The organism is Ochrobactrum sp. PL_is501 (genome assembly GCF_055816895.1).
Window position 1 is genome coordinate 18683 of record NZ_JBVPGR010000035.1, and the last position, 16442, is coordinate 35124.

The following is a 16442-nucleotide window of genomic DNA, read 5'->3' on the forward strand; positions in this document are numbered from 1 at the left end:
TGGAGGATTTCTATGCCGAGCTATCGCGCGCCAGTTGAGGATACGAATTTCGTTCTCAACGACGTTCTGAATTATCAGCGCTACAACAACCTGCCGGGCTTTGCCGACGCGTCGCCCGATGTCGTCGAGGCAATCCTGTCGGAAGGCGCGAAGCTTGCGGAAGGCACGCTGTTTCCGGTCAATCACAGCGGCGATCAGGAAGGCTGCAAGCGTTCATCGGATGGCTCGGTCACCACGCCGAAGGGTTTTAAGGAAGCCTATAATCTCTATCGTGAAGGCGGCTGGCTCGGTCTTGCCGTGCCGGAGCAATATGGCGGGCAGGGGCTGCCTTATCTGCTGCACACTGCGGTCGGCGAATATATGTCTTCGGCCAATATGGCGCTCACCATGTATCCGGGCCTGACGCAGGGCGCGATTGCCGCGATCCTGACCCACGGCACCGACGAGCAGAAGGACACCTATCTGCCGAAGATGGTGGAAGGCATCTGGACCGGCACGATGAACCTGACCGAGCCGCATTGCGGCACCGATCTGGGGCTTCTGCGCACCAGCGCCACGCCGCAGGCGGACGGCAGCTACAAGATTTCCGGCCAGAAGATTTTCATCTCGGCTGGCGAACACGACATGTCGGAAAACATCATCCATCTGGTGCTGGCCCGTATTGACGGCGCGCCGGAAGGGGTGAAGGGCATTTCGCTGTTCATCGTGCCGAAGTTCATTCTGGATGAAAACGGCAATCCGGGCGCGCGCAATGGCGTTTCCTGCGGTTCCATCGAAGAAAAGATGGGCATCCATGGCAACGCGACCTGCGTCATGAATTATGACGAGGCGACCGGCTTCCTGATCGGCGAGGCCAACAAGGGCCTGCGCGCCATGTTCACCATGATGAACGAAGCGCGTCTCGGTGTGGCCTTGCAGGGCCTTTCCATTGCCGAAACCGCCTACCAGAACGCCGTGATCTATGCGCGCGAACGTATCCAGGGCCGTGCGCTGTCCGGCGCGAAGGAGCCGGAAAAGAAGGCAGATCCGATCATCGTCCACCCGGATATCCGCCGCAACCTCATGAATATCCGCGCTTTCAACGAGGCCGGTCGTGCGCTGATCCTCTGGATCGCGCTTCATTCCGATATTGCCCACCGCGCAGGCGATGAAGCCGAGCGTCAGGCCGCAGACGATCTGGTCGGCCTGCTGACGCCGGTTCTGAAGGGTGTTCTGACCGACAAGGGTTTTGAGCACGCCGTCATGGCGCAGCAGGTCTTTGGTGGCCACGGCTATATCGAAGAACACGGCATGAGCCAGTATGTGCGCGATGCACGCATTGCCATGATCTATGAGGGTGCGAACGGCATTCAGGCGCTTGATCTGGTTGGCCGCAAGCTGGCGCTGAACGGCGGCCGCGCCATCACCGCCTTCTTCAAGGAAGTGGGCGAGTTTTGCGAAGCCAATCGCGAAAACGAAAAGCTCTCCTTCTTCACCAAATATCTGAAGAAGGGCGTCAACGACCTTCAGGCCGCAACCATGTGGCTGATGCAGAATGCGATGGCCAAGCCCGACAATGCCGGTGCTGCCTCCAATGATTACATGCATCTCTTCGGTCTGGTGGCGCTGGGCTATATGTGGGCGCGCATGGCCAAGGTCGCGGAAGAAAAGCTGGCCGCAGGCGAAGGCAACAAGGCGTTTTTCGAAGCAAAGCTCGTCACCGCGCGCTATTATTTCGAGCGGATCATGCCGGAAAGCGTGGCGCATCTGGCCCGCATCCAGTCGGGTGCGGACAGCATGATGGCGCTTAACGCAGACACATTCTGAGGCTTTTTGATTTGAGCCGGTGCCGGGGGCACCGGCGGGCCAAATTTGGCTGGAAGGAGCAAACATGGCTGAGGCTTATATTTACGATCACGTGCGCACCCCGCGCGGGCGCGGCAAGAAAGACGGATCCCTGCACGAAGTGCCTGCCGTTCGTCTGGGCGCGAAGGTTCTGGAATCCCTGCGTGACCGCAACGGCATCGACACCGCCAAGGTCGACGACATCATTTTCGGCTGCGTCGATCCGGTCGGCGAAGCTGGCGCGGTCATTCCGCGTTCTGCCGCTTTCGAAGCCGGTTACGACTTCAAGGCGCCGGGCATGCAGATTTCGCGCTTCTGCGCTTCGGGTCTCGATGCGATCAATCTGGCTGCGGCCAAGGTCGCTTTCGGTTCCGACGATCTGGTGATTGCTGGCGGCGTGGAAAGCATGTCGCGCGTCGGCATGGGCATGTCGGGCGGCGCCTGGTACATGGACCCGTCGGTCGGTTTTCCGGGCTATTTCATGCCGCAGGGCGTTTCCGCCGACCTGATCGCCACGAAATACGGCTTCAGCCGCGATGACGTCGATGGTTATGCTGTCGAAAGCCAGAAGCGCGCCGCCAAGTCGTGGGAAAAGGGCTACTTCAAGAATTCGGTCATTCCGATCAAGGATCAGAACGGCCTGACCATTCTCGACCGTGACGAACATATGCGCCCGTCAACCGACATGCAGGCGCTGGGCCAGCTCAATCCGTCCTTTGTGATGCCGGGCGAAATGGGCGGCTTCAATGCCGTCGGCATTCAGGCCCATCCGGAAATCGAGACGGTCAATCACGTCCACCATGCCGGTAACTCGTCGGGCATCGTCGATGGCGCGGCTGGTGTTCTCGTCGGCTCCAAGAAGGCGGGCAAGGCTTTCGACATCAAGCCGCGCGCGCGTATTCGTGCTTTCGCGAATATCGGTTCGGAACCGGCACTGATGCTGACCGGCCCGGTCGATGTGACGGAAAAGCTGCTGAAGCAGGCCAAGATGAAGATTTCGGACATCGATCTGTTCGAGCTCAACGAAGCCTTCGCCGCTGTTGTGCTGCGCTACATGCAGGCTTTCGAGATTCCGCACGACAAGATCAATGTCAATGGCGGCGCCATCGCCATGGGCCATCCGCTCGGTGCGACCGGCGCGATGATCCTCGGTACGGTGCTGGATGAGCTGGAACGCCGCGATCTCAATACCGCTCTGGTGACTTTGTGCATCGGTGCCGGCATGGGTACGGCGACGATCATCGAGCGCGTGTAAAGGGGAGGTTTAGACAATGGCTTATGTAAATTTCAAGGTTGAAACCGACGCCGACGGCATTGCTCTCGTTACGTGGGACATGCCTGAAAAGTCGATGAACGTCTTCACCGTCGAGGCGATGCAGGAACTGAACGCCATCATCGATGCGACGACTGCTGACGAGAAGGTCAAGGGTGTTGTTATAACATCCGGCAAGGAAAGCTTCTCCGGCGGTGCGGACCTGACCATGCTGGAAGGCATGTTCAAGGAATTCCAGAAGCAGAAGGCCAAGGACCCACAGGGCGCCGTCCAGACGCTTTTCGACAATGTTGGCAAGATGAGCGGCTTGTTCCGCAAGCTTGAAACCTGCGGCAAGCCGTGGGTGTCGGCCATCAACGGCACCTGCATGGGCGGCGCGTTCGAAATGTCGCTTGCCTGCCATGCCCGCGTGGCATCCGATGCGCCGGGCGTGAAGATGGCCCTGCCGGAAGTGAAGGTCGGCCTGTTTCCGGGGGCTGGCGGCACGCAGCGCGTTCCGCGCCTTGCCAACCAGCAGGACGCGCTCCAGATGATGACGACGGGTTCGAGCCTGACGGCGCAGCGCGCCAAGGCCATGGGTCTCGTCACCGAGATCGCCCCGGCCAAAAAGCTGGTCGAAACCGCCAAGAAGCTCATCAAGGGCGGCCTCAAGCCGGTTCAGCCGTGGGATGAAAAGGGCTTCAAGCTGCCGGGTGGCGCGATCTATTCAGCCGCTGGTGCAAACCTTTGGCCCGCCGCAACGGCAATCCTGCGCCGCGAAACCTCCGGTAATTATCCGGCGGCGCTGGCCATTTTGAAGTCGGTTTATGAGGGCCTTCTGGTGCCGTTCGATACCGGTCTCAAGATCGAGCAGCGCTATTTCACCGAAATTCTCCAGACGACCGAAGCGGGCATGATGATCCGCTCGCTGTTCGTGTCGCTGCAGGAGCTGAACAAGGGCGCACGCCGTCCGGCGGACGAAAAGCCGACCAAGCTCAAGAAGATCGGCGTTATCGGCGCGGGCTTCATGGGCGCTGGCATCGCCTATGTCACCGCCAAGGCGGGCATCCCGGTCGTGCTGATCGACCGCGATCAGGAATCTGCCGACAAGGGCAAGGCGCATACGGCAGACCTTATCGCCAAGGAAATGCAGAAGGGCCGTGCCACCGAGGCCGATAAGGAAAAGCTCCTGTCGCTCATCACCGCGACGCCGGATTATGCGCTTCTCGAGGGCGCTGACCTGGTGATCGAAGCCGTGTTCGAGGACCGCGAAGTCAAGCGCGTTGCGACCGAGAAGGCCGAGGAAGTGCTGAAGTCTTCGGCGATCTTCGCGTCCAACACCTCGACCTTGCCGATCACCGGCCTTGCAAAAGTGTCGAAGCGTCCGAAGAACTTCATTGGCATTCATTTCTTCTCGCCTGTCGACAAGATGATGCTGGTGGAAGTGATCCTCGGCAAGAAGACCTCCGACAAGGCGCTGGCCGTCGCGCTCGACTATGTCCGCGCGATCAAGAAGACGCCGATCGTCGTCAACGACACGCGCGGCTTCTACGTCAATCGCTGCGTGCTGCGCTATATGTCGGAAGCCTACAACATGCTCGTTGAAGGCGTTCCGGCGGCCATGATCGAAAACGCCGCCCGCATGGCCGGCATGCCGGTCGGTCCGCTGGCGCTCAACGACGAAACGGCCATCGACCTGTCGCAGAAAATCCTGAAAGCAACGCTTGCTGATCTCGGCGAAAAGGCTGTCGATCCGCGCCATGTGGAACTGGTGGACAGGCTCGTCAACGAGTTTGACCGCAAAGGCCGCAAGAACGGCAAGGGCTTCTACGACTATCCGGCAAAGCCTGCCAAGAAGCATCTGTGGCCGGGCCTGAAGGACCTCTACCCGCAGCAGGACCCTGACAAGGTCGATGTGAAGGAACTGAAGGAACGCTTCCTCGTCACCATCGCCCTGGAAGCTGCCCGCGTGATGGAAGAAGGCATCGTTACCGATCCGCGGGAAGCCGATGTCGGCTCCATCCTCGCCTTCGGTTTCGCGCCTTATACGGGCGGCACGCTTTCCTATATCGATGGCATGGGCGCGAAGAAATTCGTCAAGCTCGCCAAGGAATTGCAGAAGAAATACGGTCAGCAGTTCAAGGCGCCGAAACTTCTGCTCGATATGGCCGAGAACGGCGAAAGCTTCTACCAGCGCTTCAACCCGTACAAGACGGAAACGAAGAAGGCAGCGTAAGCTCATCCTTTCGCAAGAACATCGAGCGCGGCATGTTTCATGCCGCGCTTTTGTTTGCGCTTCCCGCCACTGCCGAACTGTATCCGTCGCGAATAAGAAAATTTTCCCTGTTAATTCAGCCATCTTGCGCAATTCGCGCTTTTTCGGTAGGTTGAAGCTGAAGATGGGACGGAAATTAGGTTTAAAATCCTTTAAGCATATCGCCTGACGGGGCTGTTCAGGGAGATATGTCGGAACCTACGTGGCGGATCATGACTATGTTTTCTCACGAGAGCGTGTGGGCGGCCATCGATGCCTTGGCTGAACGTCATTCCCTCAGCGCGTCCGGCTTGGCGCGTCGTGCGGGGCTGGACCCAACGACCTTTAACAAATCCAAGCGCTATGCTTCCGATGGACGGGCGCGCTGGCCTTCGACGGAATCACTTGCCAAAGTGATGGAAGCAACCGGCTCGACCTTCGATGAGTTCACGCGGCTCATCGGCGGAGGAACCCGCACGCCGCAATTTGGCGAATATACGCAGGACATGCAATCGATCCCGCTGCTTGGCATGGCCGAAGCAGGAGCGGGCGGCTACTTCGACGATGCCGGTTTCCCGGCGGGGCAAGGCTGGGATATTGTGGAATTTCCCGCCAGCACGGGCGAAGGAGTATATGCGCTGGAGGTTTCGGGCGACTCGATGTTGCCCCTTTACCGTGATGGCGATACGCTGATCGTCGCGCCCAATGCGGCGGTCCGCCGTGGCGACCGCGTGGTGGTGCGAACGAAAGACGGAGAAGTGATGGCCAAGATCCTGCACCGCCAGACCCCGCGAACCATAGAGCTGCATTCGCTCAACCCTGAGCATTCAAACCGCACCTTCGAAACCAGGGATATCGAATGGGTCGCCCGCATTCTGTGGGCCAGCCAGTAATGGTGCAATCAAGGGATAGAAGCCATGCGCGCGCCGTCTTTGGCGGTCTGGCTGGCGTAACCGGCGCGGTTCTGGTCGCGGCATTCGTGGCGCCGTTCTATGGCGCTCTGGACCGTCCCGTGGTCGTCATCGATTCCGGTGATGCACAGGCTGGCTCTGGCGAAGGCAATGGCATTGTTGTCGAACAGTTCGACTATAACGAGCCGGGAACATCGCCTGAAACGGGCAATATGCCGGAGGGAACTTCACCGCAGCCGGGCGAGGGCGCACCCGCTGAAGGGCAGTCGCCTGCATCGCCTGAAAACGGCACAGCTAACGATCAATCCAATGAAAGTGACATGCAACGCGAGGCACCGCGTCCGCCGCTGAGCGATCTCGGTCTTGCTTCCACGCCCAAACCGCCGGAGCCGCCTTCACCGGCCACGCCTGTCGATGCGGGCGAACAGATGCAGCTTTTGCAGCGGCCTGTCGCCGTGGCGGCAGGTCGACTGGAAAGCCAGGGCCGCACAATCGAGCTGCAAGGCATTGAAATCGTGCCCGTTGAACAGACCTGCCAGACCGCTTCCGGCGAAAGTTGGCCGTGCGGCATGCAGGCGCGCACCGCCTTTCGGCAATGGCTGCGTTCCCGCGCCGTCATGTGCCGTCTGCCTGAAAATGACAGCGGTGCGGCGGTCGCGACCGAATGTACGCTTGGCAATGAAGATGCCGCCGCGTGGCTGGTCGCCAATGGCTGGGCGAAGGCCGCCCCCGGCGGCGCCTATGAGGAAGCGGGCCGCAAGGCCGTGGAAGCGCATCTCGGTATTTTCGGCAACAAGCCCGATACGTCGCTGCCCAATCCGGAACCCGGCAGCAGCGATATGATGGATAATCCTTCGCCGCTGGCCCCTGAACCGGAACCGCAGCCGTCTTCGCCGTCCCCGCAGCCGCTGGACGGTTTTCCACCCGCACCACCCGCACAATAGAACGAGAAGAACTTAGAGCATTTTCGAGCCAAAAGTGTGAAACCGTTTTGCGTTCGCAAATGCGAAGCACCGTGTCGAAAGGTCAGGCTTGAGCTTTCTGAACCCTCGTCCTTCGACAGGCTCAGGATGATGCTACGCTTCGCTCTGCGCGTCGGTGAGGCTGTGCAAAACAATAAGGGCGGCTCGAAGCCGCCCATATTTTTAATTTCATTGCTCAGGGACAGAGCGTGCCTTACGCCAGTTCGCCAGCCAGCGCCTTTTTGATCAGTGCGCGGGTTTCATCGATGCCGTAAAGCGCAACGAATGAGCCGAAACGCGGTCCGCGTTCCTGACCGATCAGCACTTCATAGAGCATCTGGAAGAAGGAAACCGAAACGCCGGGGCCACCTTCCGGGCTCTTCTTGCTGTGATCCTGATAGCGTTCGATAGCGCGGGCAACGTCGAGAATGGCGTTCTGGATTTCGTTGCCATCGGTGCCAGCAGGCAGGGTTGCAAGCTTCGCATCCAGCGCTTCAAGGGCTGCGCGCTCCACGTCGTCCGGCGCGCGGAACTGCTTGGTCGGCTTCACGAAATCGTTGAAGTAACGGATCGCATAGCCGACGAGCGCGTCGAGTTCCGGATTGTTTTCCGGTGTGACGCCCGGCACGTGCCGCGAGATGAAGCCCCACAGTACAGAGGGATTTTCGGCATTCGATGCACTGACCAGATTGAGCATCAGCGCAAAAGTGACCGGCAGGTTCACCTTTGGCGGATTGCCGTAATGAATGTGCCAGACCGGATTGCTCAGCCGGTCCTTCCATTCCTGACGCTCATAGGCGGACAGATAGCTGAAATATTCGTCCACCGCCTTTGGGATGACATCGAAATAGAGCCGCTTGGCGGTCTTCGGCTTCTGGAAATTGTAAAGCGCAAGGCTTTCGGTTGGCGCGTAGGCCAGCCATTCATCGATGGAAATGCCGTTGCCCTTGGACTTGGAAATCTTCTGGCCAAGCTGGTCGAGGAACAGTTCATAGACGAAATGTTCCGGCGCGCGCCCGCCAAGGATTTCGCAGATGCGGTCATAAACGCCCGCATTGGTCTGATGGTCCTTGCCGAACATTTCGAAATCGACGCCGAGCGCCGCCCAGCGCATGCCGAAATCCGGCTTCCATTGCAGCTTCACATTGCCGCCCGTGACGGACAGGGTGGTCTCAACGCCATCCTCATCGTCAAAGGTGATCGTGCCAGCCTTGGCATCCACGCTCTTCATCGGGACATAAAGCACGCGACCGGACTTGGGCGATATCGGCAGGAACGGGCTGTAGGTGGCCTGACGCTCTTCGCCCAGTGTCGGCAGCATCACTTTCATGATGTCGTCATAGCGTTCGACTGCCTTGAGCAGCACGGCATCGAATTTGCCCGACTTGTAATAGTCGGTCGCGCTGGCAAATTCATAATCGAAGCCGAAAGTGTCGAGGAAGCGGCACAGCATGGCGTTGTTATGGTCTGCAAAGCTCTTGTAATCGCCGCCGAACGGGTTCGGGACGGCGGAAAGCGGCATTTGCAGATAAGGCTCAAGGGCGGCCCTGTCCGGCACATTGTCCGGAATCTTGCGCATGCCGTCGAGATCGTCCGAGAAGCAGATCAGGCGCGTCTTGACCTTGTCTTCCGTGAGAATACGGAAGGCATGGCGCACCATCGAGGTGCGCGCCACTTCGCCGAAGGTGCCGATATGCGGCAGGCCGGAAGGGCCATAGCCGGTCTCGAAGATCACCGTATCCGGCAGGCCGGTCTTCTCATAGCGCTTGAGGATTTTCTTCGCTTCTTCAAAGGGCCATGCTTTCGCTTCCGCAGCCGCCGCGGTCAGTTCCGGGGTCAGCGTGATTTCGGGAAGGCGGTGCGAAGTCATGATTTTATCCTGATATCCTGTGAAGGGCTTTATTCTTTGAAAACGATGCGCGAAATGCGCGCTCCTGCTCTATGGCGCGGCAACCCCGTGCCGTCAACGGTCAGCGCCGAATTTCCTTGCGTAACCGCGTGAGGCTTCCTAATTTTCCGGTCAATTCCAATGAAATGATGATTCCGATCATGTTGTACAGGAGTAGCCCGATGAAAAAGATCACGCCGCAGGATGCGCTTGTCTACATCATGATCACCACCTCTGCGGCAGACACGACCATGACCGATGCGGAGCTGTCGTCCATTGGCAATGTCGTTTCCCGCCTGCCGGTCTTTCAGGGGTTCGACAAGGAGCGCCTGCCGAAACTCGCCAGCGATTGCTATGCGCTTTTGGCGGATGAGGACGGACTGGAAAAAATCCTCGATCTCGCGCATGACGCATTGCCGGAACGCCTCTACGATACGGCCTATGCGCTCGCTGTCGAAGTGGCCGCCGCCGATCTGCATGTCGAACAGGAAGAGCTTGAATTCCTCCAGATGCTGCGTGACCGCTGGACGCTGGATGAACTGACCGTTGCCGCCATTGAGCGCAGCGCCCGCGTGCGGTTTCGCAAGCTCGATCCTGCTGTCTAGAACAGCTTCCCTGCGTTCTGGTATTCAAAACGGGCGGAAAATCCGCCCGTTTCTATTTGTTCGGGAAAATCAGCACACGACCGGGAGCAGTCGTGCCTTGCGCCTTTCCAGAGCGACACGCATGATGCGCGCAGCTTCTGCGAATGTAGGCGTTTCCTTCCAGTGTTCGGCATGAATGATTCCGGTCGGAACGATATCTTTCAGTGCTTCCAGCGTGTGGCGCGGCACCATGTCAGTGCAGTTCCACAGGCGGCGGAAAACGACGCTGATCCGTGTCACCTTGCCGTTGACCTGAACGGACGGCTCGGTCGTTTCGAGCGTCCAATCCTCGTAGGCATCGACTGCATCCTGAAATGCATGATGCAGATAGATCGGTGCGTGACCGTCATGAAGCGGGGGCAGCAAACTGGACATTTCTGTTTCCTCTCTTCTAATGTGGTTCAGTTTTAGAGCGCATCCCGAAAAGTGTGAGAGGTTTTCGGAACAAGATACGCGGTAAAACAGCAATCAGGGACATTTGTCGCCGGATGGAATGGACCGGCAGCGTACAAATGCATTTCGAACAAGAGCCTGAATTGCTCTTCATCGGTCCATGTGTGCCGTGCAGAAATTGAAACTCACGAAATACGACAACACATAATTAACCATGATCTACGGAGGACCCCCTGTTTGACAAGAGGGGATTTTCTTTAATTTAGCTTTTGTCGGAAAAATAATTCAAACGCATAGGTTGAATTACTGCAATAACAAGCTAGCCAGTCTTTGAAATATTATATTTACTTGATCGTTACAAATGCCGGAAAGCCAAGTGTTTTTCGGCATTTATTGTCACCGTAACAGATTTTGATCCTGTCATTTGCGGGTGACTGGTATAGAAATGCGAACAACTGACATAAATTGCGGGGCACGAGATATGGCGCAACTGGTTCTGTCGCGTAGGGCTTTTCTGGCGGGATCGACCGCCTTGGCTGCTGTCGCCGTCTGGCCGCGAGGGTCGAAAGCGGCAGGTCAAGCGCAGAAAGGCGGGCGGCTGGTCGTGGCCGCCGATTCAGAGCCGCGCAATCTCAATCCGGCCATCGTCGCATCCAACGGTGTTTTCTTCGTCGCAAGCAAGGTGATCGAACCGCTGGCGGAAGCCTCCTTCGAGGGTGAAAACGGTCTCGCGCCGCGGCTTGCCACGGGCTGGGAAGGCTCCGCCGATGGGCTGACCGCGACGTTCCGTCTGCGCGATGGCGTCAAATGGCATGACGGCAAGCCGTTTACATCGGCGGATGTGGCCTTTTCGGCGATGGAAGTCTGGAAACCGCTGCAAAACCTTGGCCGCGTTGTGTTCAAGGCGCTGGAAAAGGTGGAAACGCCAGACGAGCTTACCGCCATCTTCCATTTTTCTGAGCCGACGCCCTTCCAGCTTATTCGCAATGCCTTGCCGGCGCTGACCGCAGTGCTGCCGAAGCACGTCTTTGCGGGCACTGACATCATGGCCAATCCGGCCAATGAAAAGCTCGTCGGCACCGGCCCGTTCAAATATGCCGAACACAAGACCGGCGAATATTATCGGCTGGCGCGCAATGACGATTATTGGGGAGAGGGCGAGCCTTATCTGGACGAGATCGTCTATCGCGTGCTGCCGGATCGGGCGGCAGCGGCTGGCGCGCTGGAGGCGGAAGAAATCGACTTGGCCGCCTTTTCTGCCGTGCCGCTCGCCGATCTGGACCGCATCTCGAAAGTTCCGGGCCTGACGGTCATCTCCAAGGGCTATGAAGCGCTGACTTATCAGCTCGTTGTCGAGATCAACCATCGTCGCAAGGAACTGGCAGACCGGAAGGTTCGACAGGCGATTGCCCATGCCATCGACCGCGATTTCGTGGTGAAGACGATTTTCCTCGGCTATGCCAAGTCCTCGACCGGTCCCGTGCCGCGCTATGACAGCCAGTTCTATACCGATGACGTGCCGTCCTATCCGTTCGATGTCGCGAAGGCGAATGCGCTGCTGGACGAGGCCGGTTACAAGCGGGGCAAGGACGGCACGCGCTTCACGCTCAGGCTTTTGCCCGCGCCTTATTTCAACGAAACGAAGCAGTTCGGCGATTATCTGCGGCAGGCGCTTGCCGCCATCGGCATCGATGCGCGCATCGTCAACAATGACTCCGCCGCGCATCAGAAGGCGGTTTATACCGACCATGATTTCGATCTGGCCATCGCGCCCACGGTCTATCGCGGCGATCCGGCCATATCGACGACAATTCTGGTGGAAAGCGGCATACCGGCAGGCGTGCCGTTCTCCAATCAGGGTGGCTATGCCAATGGGGAACTGGACGCGCTGATCGCCAATGCGGCGCGCGAGATCGATGAGAAAAAGCGCACGGCGCTCTATCATCAGTTCCAGCAGATGGTGGAGGCGGATTTGCCGCTCATCAATGTCGCGGAATGGGGTTTCATCACGGTTGCCAGCGACCGGGTGAAGAATGTTTCCAACAATCCGCGCTGGGCTGTTTCCAATTGGGCGGATACCTGGCTGGAACAGTGACGAACCTCCCGGATTGATTGTATCCTGCCATTGTGAAACAGATTCTGGCCCTTTTCCGCAAACGATTGGTCGGCAGCATCATCGTGCTGCTGATTGTCATTGTCGGCTGCTTTTTCATGTTGGAAAGCGCGCCCGGCGATGCCGTTGACGCCTATGCCGTGACATTCGGCGGCGATGCGGCGACGATTGCAGAAATGCGGGCGCGCTGGGGGCTGGAACAGTCGGTCTGGCACCGGCTCGGGGCCTATCTGGCCGCGCTTACGCAGGGTAATCTCGGCTGGTCCGTCAGTTTCAACCGGCCCATTCTGGTCGTCATTCTGGAACGCCTGCCCAACACACTGCTTCTAATGGGGGCGGCGACAGCCTTGTCTTTTGCCGTGGGCTCGCTTCTGGGCATCGTTGCCGGTGCCAAACCCGGAAGCTTTCGCGACCGGTTCCTTTCCGTGGCATCGCTCGTCCTTTATGCGATCCCCGGTTTCTGGCTGGCGCTTGTGCTGGTCATCCTGGTTTCGATCCGGCTGCGCTGGCTGCCGTCGAGCGGCATCGAAACAATCGCCTCCGGCAAGCATGGGCTGGCGCGGGCTGGCGACATTGCCGTTCATCTGGTGCTGCCGGTTGTCTCGCTGGCGGTGATCTATCTGACGCTTTATCTGCGGGTGATGCGTGCCGCCATGGCTGATATCTGGCGTATGGATTTCGTGCGCGCCTTGCGGGCGAGGGGCATTTCGCATGCGCGCATTGTCCTGCGCCACGTCGCGCGCAACGCACTTCTGCCAGTCGTCACCGTGCTGGGCTTGCAGGCGGCGTCCATGCTTGGCGGCAGCGTGGTGATCGAAAGCGTCTTCGCAGTGCCGGGTCTGGGGCGGTTGGCGCAGGAGGCCGTCGCAAGCCGCGACACGCCGCTTCTGCTCGGCGTCATTCTGGTCAGCGCCGTCATGGTGATCGTGGTCAATTTCCTGATTGATCTGATCTATCTCTGGCTCGATCCGCGTATCGCGACCGGAGGCGGCGGGGCATGAGTCACTCGAAACGTTATTTCAGAACGGGTGAAGGTATAACGGGCACAATCCTGCTGGCCCTGCTTGTGCTTGCAGCACTTATGGCACCCCTCCTCTTTCCCGGCGATCCATTAAGCATTGTCTCAGCACCGCTGCTGCAACCTTTTGAAAATATGGACTTTATCTTCGGAACAGACCGGCTTGGACGCGATGTTCTGGCCGGGATTTTCTATGGTGCGCGCACCTCGCTTCTCGTCGGGCTGGCTGCGGCCTTGGCTTCGATCATCCTTGGCAGCATCGTCGGAACGCTGGCCGGTTTTGCGGGCGGTATCGTCGATGAAGTGCTGATGCGCATCACCGAAGCCTTCCAGACTGTTCCGGGCTTCCTGCTGGCGCTGGCTCTGGTCAGCATTGCCGGGCCGTCGCTGCCGGTGCTGATCGCTGCGATTGCGCTTTCAAGCTGGACGCAGGCGGCGCGCCTCACACGCGGGCAGGTGCTTTCCATCCGCGAAAGCGATTATGTGGCCTCCGCCCGCGTCATCGGCATGCATCCGATGGAAATCGCTTTCCGCCAGATATTGCCCAATGCCCTGCCGCCGGTGCTGGCGCTGGCGCCCGTCATCGTCGCTTCTGCCATATTGATTGAAGCGGCTTTGTCCTTTCTGGGCCTCAGCGATCCCAACCGCGTGAGCTGGGGCGGCATGATCGCCGAAGGGCGCACGGTCCTGCGGTCCGCGCCTTGGCTTTCAATTTTGCCGGGGCTGGCGCTGGCAACGACTGTTGTCGGCGTCTATCTGGCGGGCGAAGGGCTGACGAATAGTCTGTCGCGGCGCGAGGTGCGGTCGTGAGCAGCCTTATCCACGTTGAAAAACTCTCCGTATCGTACGGCAGCGAACCTGCGCTGGAGAACATAAATCTCGATATAGGGCAGGGCGAAACGCTGGCGATCATTGGCGAAAGTGGTTCGGGCAAAAGCACGCTGGCGCTGGCCTTGGCATCGCTCCTGCCGGGCAATGCACGCATGTCCGGTCAGCTGGATTGGGCGGATGGCAGGCCGCGACCGGGGCGCGACATAGGCTTCGTGTTTCAGGACCCGGCATCAAGCTTCGATCCGCTGATGACGGTCGGCGCGCAGCTTGTCGAGACCATCCGCGCCCATGCGAAAATCGACAGGCTGGCGGCAAAAGCCAAAGCAATAAGCCTTTTGCAGCGGGTCCATATTCCGCAACCGGAGGCAAGCTTCGCACGCTATCCGCATCAGTTTTCCGGCGGGCAGAAACAGCGCATCGCGATTGCGCTCGCCATTGCCGCCAGCCCGCGCCTGCTGATCGCGGACGAGCCGACGAGCGCGCTTGACACCATCGTGCAGAAGGAGATCGTCTCGCTCCTGCGCGAACTGGTGCGTGCAGACGGAATGACGCTGATCTTCATCACCCACGATATCGCTTTGGCGTCGGGGCTGGCCGACCGCATCGCTGTTTTCCGTCAGGGAAAGCTGGTGGAGTTCGGCCCGGCACGAAATATCGTCTCGAACCCGCAAACGGAATATACAAAAGCGCTTATCGCCGCCGTGCCGGTGCTGGAGGCGGCCCATGGCTGAACCGCTTCTGAAAGCCGACGATCTCATCATGCGCTATGGTGACGCCCGCGCACTGGATGGCGTCAGCCTCGCGATTGAGCGAGGCGAAACGCTGGCGTTGGTCGGTCCGTCCGGCAGCGGCAAGTCCACGCTGGCCCGTGCACTTTTGCGGCTTCACCCGCTTCAAAGCGGCGCAATCCGCTTTGAAGGCGGCGACTGGCTGGCGCTCAACGGTGCCGAACTTCGCAAAGCACGGGCGCGCATGCAAATGGTGTTTCAGGATCCGCTTTCAGCCTTCAATCCGCGTGCGAGCGTTCATGATCTCCTGAGCGAGCCGCTGCGCATTCACAAGCTCAAGCGCGACATTGCCAGCCTTCTGCAGACGGTTGGCCTCGATCCGGCGCTGGCGCGGCGCGGCGTTCATGAGATTTCCGGCGGGCAGCGCCAGCGTGTGGCGATTGCACGCGCGCTTGCGACCAAGCCGTCGCTGGTCGTGCTGGACGAAGCGGTTTCGGCGCTCGATGTCACCGTGCGTGGCGCCATTCTCAACCTGTTGCGGGACATACAGAAAGCCGAGCGGACGGCCTATCTCTTCATCACGCACGATCTGGCGGTTGCGGCACAAATGGCGGACCGTATCGCGGTGATGGAGCGGGGGCAGATTGTCGAATGCCGCCCGACGCAGGAGCTGCTGGCGGCACCGCAAGCGCCTGTCACAAAGGCGCTGATCGAAGCGGTGCCGCGTCTGTTTATTTAAGCCTTGCCCAGTTCCACCGAACGCTTGCGGGCAGCTTCCACGGCTTCCGCAACCAGCTTCTTGAGGCGGTCGCCGCCCATCAGCACGTCAAGCGCCGCCGCCGTGGTGCCATTCGGGCTTGTCACCTGTTCGCGCAATTTTGACGGCGAGTCCGTGCTGGCATCGGCCAGAGCGCCAGCGCCCATCACCGTCTGCATGGCAAGCAGTGCCGCCGTTTCACGCGGCAGGCCAGCGGTCACACCGGCCTCGGTCAGCGCCTCGATGAAGTGGAACACATAGGCCGGGCCGGAACCTGAAACGGCGGTCACTGCATCCATCAGCGCTTCATCGTTCACGCTTGCGACCTTGCCGGATGTTTCAAGCAGGCGGGCGACGAAAGCTTCGTCTTCGTCGCTCACATTGGCGTTCTTGTAGGTGACGAGCATTCCCTTGCCGATGGCGGCGGGCGTGTTGGGCATGCAGCGCAGCACGGCTGCGTCCTGACCGAGTTGGCTTTCAAAAAGCGCGACCGGAATACCTGCTGCGACGCTGACGAAAGTGGCGGCGGGTGCAAAACGCTTATAGGCAGGCAGAACCTGTGCCATGACCTGCGGCTTGACGGCCACGAGAACCATGCGCGGCTTCAGATCGCCGGGAAGGGCGTCAGCATCGGCAAAGGCATGAACGCCAGCGCCAGCAGCGCGATCGCGAAGCGCTTCCGTCGGCTCCACGACGTAAACGTCCTTCGCCTTGAGGATACCGCCATCGAGCCAGCCCTTGAGCATGGCGAAGCCCATATTGCCGCAACCAACCAGAATTACCGTGTCATGCATAGTGATCGTTCCACCCTTGGAGTTCGTTGGGGCATGGTATAGCGCCGCCTCGCCGGACTGCGCAAGCATATGC

The 16442-nt window shown here is 59.4% G+C and carries 14 protein-coding genes; 11 read left to right on the forward strand and 3 right to left on the reverse strand.

The window, feature by feature from the left end; genetic code table 11:
• Positions 1 to 12: 12 nt before the first annotated feature.
• The 5 genes from AC0TOF_RS11345 to AC0TOF_RS11365 all read left to right on the forward strand — a co-directional run bounded on the left by AC0TOF_RS11345 (position 13) and on the right by AC0TOF_RS11365 (position 7185).
• Positions 13 to 1806 (forward strand): acyl-CoA dehydrogenase C-terminal domain-containing protein, encoded by a 1794-nt coding sequence (locus AC0TOF_RS11345; RefSeq protein ID WP_473768316.1) that lies wholly within the window; start codon positions 13 to 15, stop codon positions 1804 to 1806.
• Between the two features lie 64 nt (positions 1807 to 1870).
• Entirely contained in the window at positions 1871 to 3079 is a 1209-nt protein-coding gene (locus AC0TOF_RS11350) for an acetyl-CoA C-acetyltransferase (protein ID WP_122002029.1), read from the forward strand.
• Between the two features lie 16 nt (positions 3080 to 3095).
• Positions 3096 to 5312: a 3-hydroxyacyl-CoA dehydrogenase NAD-binding domain-containing protein gene (locus AC0TOF_RS11355; protein WP_473768317.1), complete on the forward strand. Its 2217-nt coding sequence runs from the start codon at positions 3096 to 3098 to the stop codon at positions 5310 to 5312.
• Between the two features lie 257 nt (positions 5313 to 5569).
• A complete protein-coding gene (locus AC0TOF_RS11360) occupies positions 5570 to 6223 on the forward strand; it encodes a S24 family peptidase (RefSeq protein ID WP_122002027.1) in 654 nt (217 codons plus the stop codon).
• Positions 6223 to 7185 carry a thermonuclease family protein gene (locus tag AC0TOF_RS11365; RefSeq protein WP_473768607.1) on the forward strand — a complete coding sequence of 321 codons (963 nt, stop codon included), beginning with the start codon at positions 6223 to 6225 and terminating at the stop codon, positions 7183 to 7185. The genes AC0TOF_RS11360 and AC0TOF_RS11365 overlap by 1 nt, the downstream gene beginning before the upstream one ends.
• 232 nt (positions 7186 to 7417) lie before the next feature.
• Here AC0TOF_RS11365 and AC0TOF_RS11370 read toward each other — a convergent pair whose 3' ends face one another.
• Positions 7418 to 9073, reverse strand: coding sequence for a lysine--tRNA ligase (locus AC0TOF_RS11370; protein WP_473768318.1), 1656 nt, complete (start codon positions 9071 to 9073; stop codon positions 7418 to 7420).
• 200 nt (positions 9074 to 9273) lie between these two features.
• Between AC0TOF_RS11370 and AC0TOF_RS11375 the strand changes: the two genes are divergently transcribed.
• Positions 9274 to 9696, forward strand: a complete 423-nt coding sequence (locus AC0TOF_RS11375) for a tellurite resistance TerB family protein (RefSeq protein ID WP_006470576.1) — start codon at positions 9274 to 9276, stop codon at positions 9694 to 9696.
• A gap of 69 nt (positions 9697 to 9765) precedes the next feature.
• Here the strand turns inward: AC0TOF_RS11375 and AC0TOF_RS11380 are convergent, their stop codons facing one another.
• Positions 9766 to 10110, reverse strand: a complete 345-nt coding sequence (locus AC0TOF_RS11380) for a BRA0787 family protein (protein ID WP_122002024.1) — start codon at positions 10108 to 10110, stop codon at positions 9766 to 9768.
• Between the two features lie 499 nt (positions 10111 to 10609).
• On the opposite strand from AC0TOF_RS11380, the gene AC0TOF_RS11385 reads away from it, so the two are divergent.
• From AC0TOF_RS11385 to AC0TOF_RS11405, 5 genes are read left to right on the forward strand one after another with little or no spacing between them, the layout of a single operon-like run.
• Positions 10610 to 12223 (forward strand): ABC transporter substrate-binding protein, encoded by a 1614-nt coding sequence (locus AC0TOF_RS11385; RefSeq protein ID WP_122002023.1) that lies wholly within the window; start codon positions 10610 to 10612, stop codon positions 12221 to 12223.
• A gap of 17 nt (positions 12224 to 12240) precedes the next feature.
• Positions 12241 to 13242 (forward strand): ABC transporter permease, encoded by a 1002-nt coding sequence (locus AC0TOF_RS11390; RefSeq protein WP_473768319.1) that lies wholly within the window; start codon positions 12241 to 12243, stop codon positions 13240 to 13242.
• Complete coding sequence (locus tag AC0TOF_RS11395) at positions 13239 to 14069, forward strand: ABC transporter permease (RefSeq protein WP_473768320.1); 831 nt, start codon at positions 13239 to 13241, stop codon at positions 14067 to 14069. Before AC0TOF_RS11390 ends, AC0TOF_RS11395 begins: the two co-directional genes overlap by 4 nt.
• Positions 14066 to 14821: an ABC transporter ATP-binding protein gene (locus AC0TOF_RS11400; protein WP_473768321.1), complete on the forward strand. Its 756-nt coding sequence runs from the start codon at positions 14066 to 14068 to the stop codon at positions 14819 to 14821. Before AC0TOF_RS11395 ends, AC0TOF_RS11400 begins: the two co-directional genes overlap by 4 nt.
• The gene (locus tag AC0TOF_RS11405; protein WP_473768322.1) at positions 14814 to 15557 is read left to right on the forward strand and encodes an ATP-binding cassette domain-containing protein; all 744 of its coding nucleotides are present in this window, start codon (positions 14814 to 14816) and stop codon (positions 15555 to 15557) included. Before AC0TOF_RS11400 ends, AC0TOF_RS11405 begins: the two co-directional genes overlap by 8 nt.
• On the opposite strand, the gene proC is transcribed toward AC0TOF_RS11405, so the two are convergent.
• Positions 15554 to 16369: a pyrroline-5-carboxylate reductase gene (gene proC, locus AC0TOF_RS11410; protein ID WP_473768608.1), complete on the reverse strand. Its 816-nt coding sequence runs from the start codon at positions 16367 to 16369 to the stop codon at positions 15554 to 15556. The genes AC0TOF_RS11405 and proC overlap by 4 nt on opposite strands.
• Between the last annotated feature and the right edge of the window lie 73 nt (positions 16370 to 16442).